This window comes from Rothia nasimurium, assembly GCF_049068285.1.
Lineage (GTDB): Bacteria > Actinomycetota > Actinomycetes > Actinomycetales > Micrococcaceae > Rothia > Rothia nasimurium_I.
Map to the genome: position 1 here is coordinate 335,344 of NZ_JBLKPV010000001.1, position 13,566 is coordinate 348,909.

At 59.3% G+C, this 13,566-nt stretch carries 9 protein-coding genes; 6 read left to right on the top strand and 3 right to left on the bottom strand.

The genetic code is table 11. The features are described from left to right. Positions 1–53: 53 nt before the first annotated feature. Together ACMXX3_RS01520 and ACMXX3_RS01525 are read right to left on the bottom strand one after the other, a co-directional pair. Positions 54–959, bottom strand: coding sequence for a restriction endonuclease (locus tag ACMXX3_RS01520; protein WP_421083046.1), 906 nt, complete (start codon positions 957–959; stop codon positions 54–56). 119 nt (positions 960–1,078) lie between these two features. After that, a complete protein-coding gene (locus ACMXX3_RS01525; RefSeq protein ID WP_421083047.1) occupies positions 1,079–1,291 on the bottom strand; it encodes a tautomerase family protein in 213 nt (70 codons plus the stop codon). Positions 1,292–1,551: 260 nt separating this feature from the next. Between ACMXX3_RS01525 and ACMXX3_RS01530 the strand changes: the two genes are divergently transcribed. The 5 genes from ACMXX3_RS01530 to ndk all read left to right on the top strand — a co-directional run bounded on the left by ACMXX3_RS01530 (position 1,552) and on the right by ndk (position 9,068). Further along, positions 1,552–2,451, top strand: coding sequence for a hypothetical protein (locus ACMXX3_RS01530; RefSeq protein WP_421083048.1), 900 nt, complete (start codon positions 1,552–1,554; stop codon positions 2,449–2,451). A gap of 874 nt (positions 2,452–3,325) precedes the next feature. Then, entirely contained in the window at positions 3,326–6,628 is a 3,303-nt protein-coding gene (gene ileS, locus ACMXX3_RS01535) for an isoleucine--tRNA ligase (RefSeq protein ID WP_421083049.1), read from the top strand. Next, positions 6,629–8,053: a bifunctional folylpolyglutamate synthase/dihydrofolate synthase gene (locus tag ACMXX3_RS01540; RefSeq protein WP_421083050.1), complete on the top strand. Its 1,425-nt coding sequence runs from the start codon at positions 6,629–6,631 to the stop codon at positions 8,051–8,053. A 10-nt stretch (positions 8,054–8,063) separates the two neighbouring features. Beyond that, complete coding sequence (locus tag ACMXX3_RS01545) at positions 8,064–8,501, top strand: DUF4233 domain-containing protein (protein ID WP_237220855.1); 438 nt, start codon at positions 8,064–8,066, stop codon at positions 8,499–8,501. 144 nt (positions 8,502–8,645) lie between these two features. Beyond that, positions 8,646–9,068, top strand: coding sequence for a nucleoside-diphosphate kinase (ndk, locus tag ACMXX3_RS01550; protein ID WP_421083051.1), 423 nt, complete (start codon positions 8,646–8,648; stop codon positions 9,066–9,068). Positions 9,069–9,143: 75 nt separating this feature from the next. On the opposite strand, the gene ACMXX3_RS01555 is transcribed toward ndk, so the two are convergent. Continuing rightward, positions 9,144–9,770, bottom strand: coding sequence for a vitamin K epoxide reductase family protein (locus ACMXX3_RS01555; protein WP_421083052.1), 627 nt, complete (start codon positions 9,768–9,770; stop codon positions 9,144–9,146). Positions 9,771–10,336: 566 nt separating this feature from the next. On the opposite strand from ACMXX3_RS01555, the gene ACMXX3_RS01560 reads away from it, so the two are divergent. After that, complete coding sequence (locus tag ACMXX3_RS01560; RefSeq protein WP_421083053.1) at positions 10,337–13,459, top strand: Rne/Rng family ribonuclease; 3,123 nt, start codon at positions 10,337–10,339, stop codon at positions 13,457–13,459. Positions 13,460–13,566: the final 107 nt, after the last annotated feature.

Below are 13,566 nucleotides of genomic sequence, written 5' to 3' on the forward strand. Positions count from 1 at the left end.
CCGACACAAGCGTGTTGGGGCAGGCGTCCTTGGGTTTAGGTATTGGCTGGAGGCTACTTCAAGTAGTTCTCGTCCAGGGCCAAGACAGTGAGGGTATGGGGTGTGAGGGCTAGCTTGTGGGTGAACATGAGTTTAATCAGCATGTGCCGGTCAATGAGCCTGACCGGGAAAGGTGCTCGCTGAGCTGTTTCAATAGCCCCTTGGTGGAAACTACTGGTGGTGATGAAGAAAGCCGCATCAAATCTCTGCTGTGGGTAGGTCTCAACGGCACCGATAAATTGCTGTATTTGGACCTGGGTAATCAGCCGGTCAGTCCGAAAGTGCTTAGCCTGGTAGGCCACGGCATTGATGTTAAATGGGTCGGAGGAGACAACGCCGTCAATTCCGCCGTCGTTGGCACCGCCTGTGACTACGGCTGAGCCATAGCCGAGTTTTTCGAGGAGGTGGCCACAAAGAATCTCGAATTTCTCGGGAGTGATTTCATCGAGGAAGGTTTCGAGTTGGGTGATAGTCGCCTCGTGCAGCCGGTCTAATAGGGTCTGCTGAATACCTTGTGCGGTAGAAGGTTGAGCTTCGGTCGCCTCTAGTGGCTGGGAGATAATTGTTTGCTCACTAGCCTTATCTGGCTGGTGTGATGGGTTGGGGGAGCTCTTGCTAGACTGCTGGGGCTCCTTGGCCCAGGGGATATTGACGGGTACAGGCTTATGGGCAGGTGTGCCTTTTCCTGTCTGAGTTTTGTGTTTGGCTTGGTCAAGCTTGTGGGCTGTAACTAACCTGTCAATGGCTGACTGGTTGAGGGATTTCAGGGAATTATTCTGCACCCATGTGGTGAGCCTGGGTGTAGGTCGGAACCGGTTGTCCCCTGTTTCTTCGACCCAGTCCAAAGCCTGCAATTTATTGAGGGCAGTGTTGAAACCATTGGCGAATTGTTCAGGGGTTTGGGTAGTAGTTTTGCCCACCTTGTTTTGTTTTGACCGGCCTAAATTTATGAGTTCTTCTCGGGTGTAAGATTTCTGGCTTGAATGGAGGCAAGTGGCCAGAACTTTTAGGGCCCCTACCCAGTCAGGATTCTGTGTGCTCATTCTTTGACCGGCTTACTTGTTTGATCAATATCTGCCAGGGTCTGTCCTCCAACGCCCCAGTCGGTGCGGGGTACTTCGTTCAGCAAAACCCACACTGAACGCTCGGCCGTCCCCATCACCCGGGCGTAGGTCTTGGTTAGCTCAGCGATGAGCTCCGACTTCTTTTCATCAGACTGGACGGATGCGTACGAAACATTGATCAGGGGCATGGGGTTCTCCTCAGTTGGTTTTGCTTCTTCCGTTAATGGTCAAATACGGGCTGCTCCCTGTATCTGCCCACTAGACTCTTGCACTGCTTATTTTATTGATAAGCAGTGCGAGAGTCTTGTGGACGGTCCTCTGAATCTTTCGTCATAATGCATCGCAGTTTCACCAATTTTCCTGTGATCCCGCGTTTTCATGCGGAAAGCACTTTCCACAGGGAGTTCGAAATGAGTGGGTTTTGCCCCTATGAGCGCACACTGTGACCATGAAATCTTCAGAAGAAATTGCATTGGCGGTGCTGACAACTGCAGATTTATCTGCCCGAGGCATCAATAAGGACGCTGTGGCTCGGGCAGTTGCCCGGGGTGAACTCCAGCGGCTTGGCTACGGCAGTTACATGGCTACCAGCTTTTACTCCCAGCTTTATCCAAGCCAGCGGTATCTTGCTCAGGTCATAGGGTTTGGCCGGGGGCGGCTTAAAACGTCGGTGCTGTCCCACCACTCCGCAGCTGCGGTGCACGGTATGTGGTTGTTACATAGCCCAACTGCTATTCACACGGTGGGTAAGGCACATGGAATCGCCTCAACTCGGGTAGTGCGCCACAGGCTTTCCCGGTATGAGACTGAGACCTCTTTAGGTGTAGCTGTGACAGCCCCGCTCGATACGGTGGTGCATTGCATGCGAGTGATGGGCTTTGAAGAGGCGCTGGTGCTTGCCGATAGTTCTTTGAAGAAGGTCGAACATCAAAAGTTGACGAAGGCTTTACGCGAGATGTCTGGCTCGGGTTCGGTTCAGGGGCGTCGTCTTGCTGAGATGATTAGCCCATTGAGTGAGTCGCCGGGAGAGAGTTTGCTTCGCCTTTTTCTGCTACGTTGCGGCCTGCCAGCGCCAATTGAACAGTACGAGATTGGGGTGTATGGAAACCAGTTTAGGGCTGATTTTGCCTGGCCTGAGCTGGGTTTGATTGTGGAGTTTGATGGGCAGGTGAAATACACCAATTTCGGGGATCGAGAGGACGTTTTTGGTCGCCAGAATGAACGGGAAGCACTGCTTCGCGGTCAGGGGTGGGATGTGGTTCGAGTGACCTGGGAGGAGCTGACCCGGCGTCCGCACGACCTCAAAACAAAATTAGAGAGGGACTTCAGCCGGGCCCGTCGCCGCTAATTGTCTACCAGACTCTCGGAATGGCCATGAGTTCTATAAGCACCGAGAGAGTTTGGTGGGCATTCAGGGGAGGGAACGGGCTGTCAGGGGAACAGACGGCTGGCCCCGGCCTGGTCCAAACACTTCAGAGAGTGCGGAGCGGGGCCACCCGTTGGCAGGAGCAAGAATTGTAATTTAGGTTCTTCTGCTCACCTCAGAAAAGCGCAATAACCCCCTATCTTGGGGTGGGGCGTCCCCACCTGCACCATATCTTGTACTCACACCCCTGTAATTCACCGGCCACCCTGGCAAAAGAGCGCTCATACCCAGAAAAACCCGTTAGACAGCTGCCTAGGACGGGCCCTAAAATAGGTAACAGTTGCACAGACCCGGTTGATTGCCGGTGAGCAATCCTGCTGGTAGTTATACCTGCACACCCCCGTAATTCGTTGCGACGAGGGGAGGGCGCGGAATAGATGTGGCTACTAACAGGACGGGCTAGCCCGTAACAGCTTTAGAAGCGGTTAATCCCCGTTTTGACACACTACGCTAGCGATTTAGCTCCACTCACGCGGAGATAAATTGCTAGCGTAGTTGTTTTTATGGCAAACACCTACCCGGCTGGATTGGTAGGTTAGACAGTATTCTGAAATCCACCTAGAATAGAACAGAACTAGCGCATTGACCCGGCAATCACCGGTGAGCGCCCCGGAAGAACAGACAGTAGTCCAAGTAGAACCGGGCGGGTATGCCCGACATAGCTGTCATGAAGCGACCGGTGAGAGCTGGTAAGCAAGGTGGTACCGCGCAGGTGCTTGCCCGTCGAAAGGACGGGGGAGGGCAGGCGTCCTTGCACCCCACGTTATTGGCAATAAGTAACCTCAAGGGCGCAACCATGACCAAGAAGCCTGTTTACCCCAAGGCAAGTGCAAGCGGAGCCAGCTTTGTGGCCGCTTCCCCCTCTTTCCCCGCACTCGAAGAAGCAGTGCTCGATTACTGGAAAAAGGACGACACCTTCCAGGCCTCCATTGACAACCGTGACGCCGGTGAGAACGGCGCTAACGAGTTCGTTTTCAACGATGGGCCTCCCTTCGCCAACGGCCTGCCCCACTACGGCCACCTGCTGACCGGCTACGTCAAGGACCTGGTCGCCCGCTACCAGACCCAGCGCGGCCACAAGGTAGAGCGTCGCTTCGGCTGGGACACCCACGGCCTGCCTGCTGAGCTGGAAGCGATGAAGCAGCTGGGCATGACCGATAAGCAGCAGATCATCGAGATGGGCATCGATAACTTCAACGACGCTGCCCGCGCTTCGGTGCTCAAGTACACCAAGGAATGGGAAGAGTACGTCACCCGCCAGGCCCGCTGGGTGGATTTTGAGAACGACTACAAGACCCTGAACGTGGAGTACATGGAGTCCGTGATCTGGGCTTTCAAGCAGCTTCATGATAAGGGCCTAACCTATGAGGGCTTCCGCGTGCTGCCCTACTGCTGGAAGGACGAAACCCCGCTGTCCAACCACGAGCTGCGCATGGACGATGACGTCTACAAGGAGCGTCAGGACCCTTCCGTCACCGTGGCTTTCCGCATCACCGACGACACCACCCTGGCAACCGATAAGGCTGTAGCTGAAGCTCTGATCGGTGTTGAGGCTCTTGCCTGGACCACCACCCCCTGGACCCTGCCCACCAACCAGGCCCTGGCTGCTGGCCCCGAGATCAGCTACGTTGTGGTCCCCGGTGCCGGTGAGTTGGAAGGACGCCGCTTCCTGCTGGCAGCCGACCTGCTGGGCGAATACGCCAAGGACCTGGGCTATGCGGAGGCCGAGAACCCGGCAGAGGCTGCTCGCGAGGCCGTCCTAGCTACCTACACCGGTGCCCAGCTGGAGGGTGTGCGTTATGCACCCCTGTGGGACTACTTCACCGACACCGAAAAGTTCGGCACCGAGAAGGCCTGGCAGATTCTGGTCGCTGACTATGTGACCACCACCGACGGTACCGGCCTGGTCCACCAGGCACCCGCCTACGGTGAGGACGACCAGAAGGTCTGTGAGGGCTACGGTATTCCCGTGATCCTTTCCATCGACGAGGGTGCCAAGTTCCTGGACCTCTTCGCCGACTCCACCCTAGCTGAGGGCGCCCCCCTGGCTGAGATTGCCGGCGTCCAGATCTTCGATGCTAACCGCACCATTATCAACACCCTCAAGGCTGACGGGGCGCTGATCCGCGAGAAGTCCTACGTTCACTCCTACCCCCACTGCTGGCGCTGCCGCACCCCCCTGGTCTACCGCGCTATCACCTCCTGGTATGTGCGGGTGACCGACTTCAAGAACCGCATGAGCGAGTTGAACGAGGACATCAACTGGATCCCCGAAAACGTCAAGCACGGCCAGTTCGGCAAGTGGGTTGAGAACGCCCGCGACTGGTCCATCTCTCGTAACCGCTTCTGGGGCTCACCCATCCCCGTCTGGGTATCGGACGACCCCAACTACCCCCGCACCGACGTCTACGGCTCCCTCGCTGAGCTGGAAGCCGACTTCGGTCGTCTGCCCCTGAACAAGGACGGTCAGGTAGACCTGCACCGCCCCTACATCGACGAGCTGACCCGCCCTAACCCGGATGACCCCACCGGTAAGTCCACCATGCGCCGTGTGGAAGATGTGCTGGACGTCTGGTTCGACTCCGGTTCTATGCCTTTTGCCCAGTTCCACTACCCCTTTGAAAACAAGGAATGGTTCGAGGCCCACTACCCGGCAGACTTCATCGTTGAGTACATCGGCCAGACCCGCGGCTGGTTCTACACCATGCACATTTTGGCCACCGCCCTCTTCGACCGCACCGCCTTCGAGAATGTCATCGCCCACGGTATCGTTCTGGGTTCCGACGGCCAGAAGATGTCTAAGTCCCTGCGCAACTACCCCGACGTGTCCGAGGTTTTGGACCGCGACGGTTCGGACGCCATGCGCTGGTTCCTCATGTCCTCCCCGATCCTGCGCGGCGGCAACCTGATCGTGACCGAGCAGGGCATCCGCGAGGGCGTCCGCCAGGTCATGCTGCCCCTGTGGAACGTCTACCACTTCTTTGCCCTCTACACCAACGCCGCAAACGGTGGGGCAGGCTACGAGGCTCAGCTGGTCACCGAGGGGCAGCACGTCATGGACCGCTTCATCCTGGGCAAGACCCGCCAGCTGGTCGCCGAGGTCACCGATGCTATGGACGCCTACGACGTCTCAGCCGCCTGCGAGGCCCTGCGCACCTACACCGATGCCCTAACCAACTGGTATGTGCGCCGCTCCCGCGAGCGCTTCTTCAACGAAGACACCGAGGCTTTTGATGTGCTCTACACCGCCTTGGTGACCTTCGTGAAGATGGCTGCGCCCCTGCTGCCGCTGACCACCGAGGAAATCTATCGCGGTCTGACCGGGGAGCGTTCGGTCCATCTGACCGACCTGCCCTCACCTGCGGACTTCAAGGACGAGGCAGAGTTGCTGGCTCTCATGGAGACCACCCGCGCCGTGGCCTCTGCCGGTTCAGCCCTGCGTAAGGCCCACAAGCTGCGTGTACGTCAGCCCTTGGCTGCCCTGACCGTTGCAGTGGCCGGTGGTAAGGACCTGGCTGGTACTTTCGAGTCCATCATTGCCGATGAGCTTAACATCAAGGCTGTTGAGCTTCTGGACGCCGCCGAGGTGGCTCCGGCTGACTTCGGCATCTCCCAGCAGCTCAAGGTCAACGCCCGTGCCGCTGGCCCCCGCCTGGGCAAGCAGGTTCAGGTTGCTATCAAGGCCTCCAAGAGCGGGGACTGGGCTGTGACTGAGGACGGCACCGTGGTTGTTGGTGCCGACAAGATGGCTCTGGAGCCGGGCGAGTACGAGCTGGAGACAGTGGTTGCTGAAACCGAGGGCAGCGCCGAACATGCCGTTTCCGTCCTGCCCGGCGGTGGCTTCCTGGTACTCGACACCACCCTAACCGAGGAGCTGCTGGCCGAGGGCACCGCCCGCGACGCCGTCCGCGCCATCCAGTCTGAGCGCAAGGAGGCCGGCCTGAACGTCTCTGACCGCATCGAGCTGACCATCACCGCCCCCGCTGCTGACCTTGAAGCTATCAAGAAGCACGAAGAGCTGGTGGCCGGTGAGACCCTGGCTGTCTCCGTCACCTACCGTGAGGGCGCTGAGTTCTCAGCTGCCGTAAAGAAGGCCTAAATGAGCCAGGACAACATGGAGCTTGACCCCGTGTTTGCCGAGATCGCTGCCGAGGGCGTCCTTGCTGATGACGCCCTCGGCGTAGCCTCGGTCTACGCAGACCTGCTGGCCCGGGCCCCCGAACATAAGATGGCTCCCCGCCTGGACGCCATGGCCCGCGCCGTGGAGATCCTGGGCGAGCCCCACAAGGCTGCCCCGGTCATCCACATCACCGGCACTAACGGTAAAACCTCAACCGCCCGCATGATTGAGCGCCTGCTCATGGCCCACGATATTCGAGTTGGCCGCTATACCAGCCCCCATATCTCCAAGGTCACCGAGCGAATCTCAATCGACGGGGCTCCCGTTGCGGATTCCACCTTTGTGAGGATCTGGGGCGAGATTCAGCCCTACCTGCAGATCGTGGACGCTGAACTAGAGGCAGTCGGTGCCCCCCGCATTACCTACTTTGAAGCCCTGACGATCCTGGCCTTCGCTATTTTTGCGGACGAGCCGGTGGACGTCATGGTTCTGGAAGTTGGCATCGGAGGTTCTTGGGACGCCACCAACGTGGCTGACGCTACCGTATCTGTGGTGACTCCTATTGGGCTTGACCACACCGACATGCTGGGGGACACCCTGGCCGATATTGCCGGTGAGAAGGCAGGGATTATTAAGGACGGCGGCTTCCTAGTATCTGCCGCCCAAGACCCCTCTGCCGCCCAGGTACTCCTGGAAGCTGCCCGCGCCAGAAACGCCGATTACCGTTTTGAGGGACTGGAGTTCAAGGTCCTCGAGCGCACCGCCGGAGTGGGTGGTCAGCTGATAACCGTACAGGGCCTTGCTGGCCACTACGAGGATCTAGCCCTGCCCCTCTTCGGCGCCCACCAGGCCCAAAACGCCTCGGTCGCCCTGGCGGCAGTTGAAGCCTTCCTCGGCGGAGGCCAGAAGGAACTCAACCTTGACCTGGTCAAACAGGCCTTTGGGGATGTGCGCTCGCCGGGCCGTCTTGAGGTGGCCCGCACAGAGCCGCCCGTGGTGCTCGATGCCGCCCACAACCCCCACGGGGTCGCTGCGTCGGCAGCTGCCTTCAAGGAGTCCTTCAGCTTCGAAGAACTCCACCTGGTGGTGGGTATCCTGGGTGAAAAGGACGCCGCCACCATGCTGAACCTGCTCTTCGACGAGTACGCTGACCGGGCTGCCTGGCGCACGGTGCTGCACCTGACCAAGTCAGACTCACCACGAGCCATCGCGCCTGAAGAACTGGCCGAGCTGGCTCTTGAGGCAGGGTTCGATGAAGATGCCATCGAAACCTATGAGAACATCCCCGATGCTCTCTCAGCAGCGGTTACAGCGGCAGCAGACGTGCCCAACCTCAACTCGGCGGTTCTGGTGACCGGCTCTATCACTGTGGTGGGCGAAGCCAGCACCCTGCTTGGATTGTAAAGGAGAGACGATGGCGAAAATGACCCGCGCCCAGCGCGAATGGCGGCCGGGCCAGCCCAAGAAGCCCCGCTCCATCAAGGTTATGTTTACCTCTATGGTGCTCTCGCTTGAAGCCCTGGTTGCCTTCTTTGCCACCCTGGCTATCTTCGGCCACCACTTCAACGACCCCACCTGGGTCAAGGTACTTATTTGGGCGCTGGGTCTGGCTCTGGCAGCTGCCCTACTGGTCACCCCGGCCTTCCTCAAGAAGCCCTGGGGTTATGGTCTGGGCTACATCCTCCAACTGGCTTTGATTGCCGTTGGTTTCGAACTGCCCTCCATGTTCTTTGTGGGCGGTGCCTTTGCCATTGCCTACTGGTTCGCGGTAACCCGCGGAGCCCGCCTCGATGCAGAAAACGCTGAACGAGCCCGGGCACAGGAAGAATGGGAAAAAGCTAACCCAGCTTAAACCCACCCTGACTCATAGAACTGAACTAGCGCGTCCTGACCCTCAGAGTGGGGGAGGGACGCGCTGTTTCTTGCCCGGCCCTTACTCCCTACTACCGGGTCCTCGGGTAGGATTAGCAGTGACCTACCTCAAATTCTCTAGGAGATGACAGTGATAGAACGTTCCCTGATTCTGGTAAAGCCCGACGGCGTTGCCCGCAACCTTACCGGCGAAATCCTGGCCCGCTTTGAACGGAAGGGGTATCGAATCGCCGAACTCAAAATGCTGGTACCTAGCGCCGAGCTCCTGGCAAACCACTACGCTGAACACGAAGGGAAGCCTTTCTATGAGCCCCTGGTCAGCTACATGGGTTCTGGCCCTGTCGTGGCCCTGGTGCTGGAAGGCAATGGAGTGATCGAGGGAGCCCGCACCCTTATGGGAAGCTCCAACCCCACCACCGCAGCCCCCGGCACCATCCGGGGCGACTTTGGCCGGGACTGGGGTGAATCGGTCCAAAAGAATCTAGTCCACGGGTCAGATTCGGCTGAATCAGCTGAACGGGAGATCGCCCTCTGGTTCGGAGCCTAAACACCACACCAGATTAAACTGCAAAGGCCCTACCGGGTAGCTGCCGGTAGGGCCTTTATTCTGCCGTGAAACGGGTTAGGACATCATTCCCATAATGACATCAAAGAAGCGGATGAAAATAATACCGAACATCAGGATGTAGATGAGGACGATGCTGAACCAGGTCCAGTTGGGGGCGGCCTCCCTGAAGGAGGCTGGGGCAGGGATGACACCGGCGTGGATATTGCGGGTGGTGACCTTGACGAAAATCGCGGTTTGCATTATCCACACAATCATGCAGAAGAGGCAGAGGGCGTTGATTTCAAAGGTGGTGTTGTACCACAGCCAGAGCACGAAGCTCATGGCCAGGGTATGACCAATTTGCATGGCCACCCAGTACCAGGTGGAAAAGCGGGCCCCTGCGATGAGGGCTGTGGCAATGGTCAGGACGATCGCATACCCGGCAATGCCGATGAAGGGGTTAGGGAAGCCGAAAACTTCGGCCTGCCAGGTGCGCATGACGGTACCACAGTTGAGCAGGGCGTTAAGGTCACAGATGGATTTGTGGCCAGCGTCCATGTAAATCTGCATCCGCTCGTAGACCAGCATGGCAGCTGACAGGAAGGCAAGTAGGCCGGGCACTAGGGTAAACCAACCAAGCCTCCGGTCTGCCTGGGCTTGAAGCGGGGAGTCCTGATGGGGTGTGCTTACTGTCGAAGACACAGTACATCCTTTGTCGACGGGGTTTCTCTAAAAACCCATCCTACGGGTTTTAACTACCTGCCGGGTCTTCCCTGACCAGGGGCACTGGGTTTCTTGACGAATTCCCAGGTTCACCGTGTTGTTTCACCAGCTTTTTAACGGGGGGAAAGGACGGTTACGGTGTAGTGCTTTGGGTCATGGCGGCTGGCTCTGGGCGTGGGGGAGGGGAAAGAGACGGAAGGTGTGAGAGAATGGGAACTGGCAGTGTGCCGTCCGCACACGGTGAAGCTGCCCAGGAGGCACCCCGAACCGTCAGAGAACCGATAAGACCTGGTTGAACTGGCGCAAGTGAGTGAAGTGTGGCGCGTAAGCAGCTACCTCGGGTTGTTGCCCCTGGCCCGGTTGTTTTGGCTTTGGAGCACAGAAGCCTTGACCAGCCAAGACCTCGCCTTGACCGGCTTGAGATTGATCGGGTAGTTCAGGATTTCGGTGGATTCTTCCCCAACCCGAAAGGGAGGGAAGGGGACCATCGACGAAGGCAAAGTCCACCGGTGCGGCGGCGGCTGACATCAAGGAGAAGCTAGCCGATGAGCAGCGAAAAGAACGAAGAGCCAGTAGGCCAGACCGAGCAGACCGAAGCGGTAGTTGAAACTGCAGCCGAAGAGACTCCCGCAGAGGCAACCGAAACCACCCAGGAGACCGGCGACAAGATTCAAGCGACCGACGCTGATGCGGAGACTTCCGGCGCAGAACCTGCGCTTGAGGGTGAAAATTCAGACGGTGAAGATTCCTCAGTGTCCGGGGATGAAGCCTCACAGCTTGAAGACCAAGAAACCGAGCACCAGAAGACCCTGCGTGAACTGCAGGAAGAAGAACTAGCCAAGATTGCCGCTGCAGCCAGTGCCAATAGCCTACTCTTTTACTCACCTGACCTAGAAGCTATTACTGCCCAGCGTAAGGCTGAGATCCAGGCCCGCCGGGAGGCTGAGGAGGCTGAGCGCCGCGAGCGCCGTCTAGCTGACCTGGACCCTGAAATCACCTCCCACCGCCGTCGCCGCCGTCGCCGGGGCGATGCCGACCTAGAGTTTGAGGGTGGAGCCGAAGGTGATCCCGAGGACACCATTGTTAAGGTCCGCGCCCCCCGCCTGTCCGATTCCCACGGCACTAACCGGGTAACCGGCGTCCGCGGCTCCACCCGCCTAGAGGCAAAGCGGATTCGCCGCCGGGAAACCCGCGCCACCGGCCGCCGCCGCCAGATCATCACCGAAGCGGAGTTCCTGGCCCGGCGCGAGTCGGTTGACCGCCAGATGCTGGTCCGCCAGAAGGACGACCGCATTCAGATTGGTGTGCTTGAAGACGGCGTGCTGGCTGAGCACTTTGTGTCTAAGACCCAGCAGGATTCCCTGATCGGCAACGTCTACCTGGGTAAGGTGCAGAATGTTCTGCCCTCCATGGAAGCTGCCTTCGTGGACATCGGCCGTGGCCGCAACGCTGTTCTCTACGCTGGTGAAGTCAACTGGGACGTCACCGGCCTGGACGGGGCCCCCCGCAAGATTGAAAACGCCCTCAAGGCAGGCGATTCGGTGCTGGTTCAGGTCACCAAGGATCCCGTTGGCCACAAGGGCGCCCGTCTGACGAGCCAGGTCTCTCTGCCCGGCCGCTACCTGGTCTACGTACCCGGTGGCTCCATGACCGGTATCTCCCGTAAACTTCCCGACGTTGAGCGCATGCGCCTGAAGAAAATCCTCAAGGACAAGCTCCCCGAGGACGCAGGCGTCATCGTCCGCACCGCCGCAGAAGGCGCTAGCGAGGAAGAGCTGAGCAACGACATCAACCGCCTGCGCGTGCAGTGGGAAGAAATCAAGGCCAAGAGCGAATCCCGCAAGGTTCTGGCCCCCGAACTGCTCTACCAGGAGCCGGACCTGACCATTAAGACCGTGCGCGATGTCTTCAACGAAGACTTTACCTCCATGATGGTGCAGGGTTCAGACGCCTGGGATTCCATCGAAGCCTACGTCACCTACGTTGCCCCCGACCTGCTGGACCGCCTGAAGAAGTGGGAAGAGGACGACGACCTCTTTGACCACTACCGGATCGAAGAGCAGCTGGCTAAGGCCCTGGACCGCAAGGTCTACCTGCCCTCCGGTGGCTCTTTGGTGATTGACCGCACCGAGGCTATGACCGTGGTGGACGTTAACACCGGCAAGTTCACCGGCTCCGGCGGCAACCTGGAAGAAACCGTCACCAAGAATAACCTGGAAGCGGCCGAAGAAATCGTCCGCCAGCTGCGCCTGCGCGACATCGGCGGCATCGTGGTCATTGACTTCATCGACATGGTGCTTGAATCTAACCGCGAACTGGTTTTGCGCCGACTCGTTGAGTGCCTGGGCCGGGACCGCACCAAGCACCAGGTTGCTGAAGTAACCTCCCTTGGCCTGGTTCAGATGACCCGCAAGCGGATGGGCACTGGCCTGCTCGAAGTCTTCTCAGAGCCCTGTGAAGAGTGCGCCGGCCGGGGCCTACTCGTCCACGACCAGCCCCTCAAGGGCCGTTCTGGTGGTGCCAGCGACTTCATCCACCGCATCGAGCGCGATGACCGCAAGCGCTACCGAAACCAGAAGAACGCCCACCGCTCCGAGGTCCCCTTCGAAACTGATGAAGACAATGAGCAGAAGACCGAATCTCGCCGGGCCGCCCTGGCCAACCTGGTAGCAGCCAGCAGCCAGCAGGATGAGAAAGCCCCTGAAGGCGAGTCCAAGTCTGCCCGCAAGCGCAAGCGCCGCAAGCGCAACCGCCGAGCTGAAGCAGGTCTTGACCTCGAAACCGGTCAGCCTCTGGATACCGTCAAGCCTGACCAGGTGCTCACCATTGGTGATGAAGTCATTGAACTTCCTCCGGTAGTTGAGTCGGAAACCGACGAAGACTCCATGGGGGAGCAGGGCTCCTTCACCCTCGAATCCCTGGCCGCTGTCTTTGACGCTGAAGCTCCCCTTGCAACCGACGATAAGGAAGGCCAGCCTACCCAGCGAACCCGCTCTAAGGGCCGGGGCCGGGCCGGTAAGCGTCGTGAGGATTACTCGGTAGAAGACCTGACCGTCAACTCCGACGCCTCCCTGGACGTCGACCCTGAAGTGGACTCCCGTTTCACCCAGAACTCATCCCGCCTGGATGCTATCCGCGCTGGGGAAGCCCGGGCCCGGGCCTCCCAGAAGGCAGGCCGGGAGTATGACCGTGACGGAGAGGAAGCTGCAGGAAATGAGCGCACCTACCGCTCGGAGCGTCCGCACCGCCGGGCAGACCGCGATCAGGCAGATGCCCCCAAGCGTCGGGAACGTAAGTCCCGTCGGGCTTCCAGCACAGACGTCAAGTACGTAGCTCCCATCTCGGTTGAGGCTGACCCCGCTGTCACCGGTGTGGCAACACCCGGTAAGAAGGCCCCCGAAGCCCAGCCCTCGGCCGAGGTGGCAGCCCCCGTGGAAATCGCCGCGACTGAGGCCCCCCGCAAGAAGCGCCGCTCCCGCCGGGCTGTTAGCTCAGGAGCAGGGTCTACCGAGGTCCGCACCGAAGAGGTCAAGGCTGCAAGCGGTAGTTCCGTAGTCGCCAGCATTGACCAGGCAGCCAAGCCCGCTGCCTCCAGCGATGACGCCCCCGTCATGCTCGGGGTCGGAGTCGCAGCTGCCGACATCAAGCGCGAGGGCCAGACAGCCTAAGCAAGGCCCCAGCCCACCGGGTGGGGGAAGCAGAATCATGCTTCCCCCACCCGTTCTCTTTTAAAGCCTGGGAATCAGTGAGCCTTTAAGCACATCGGCACCACCTG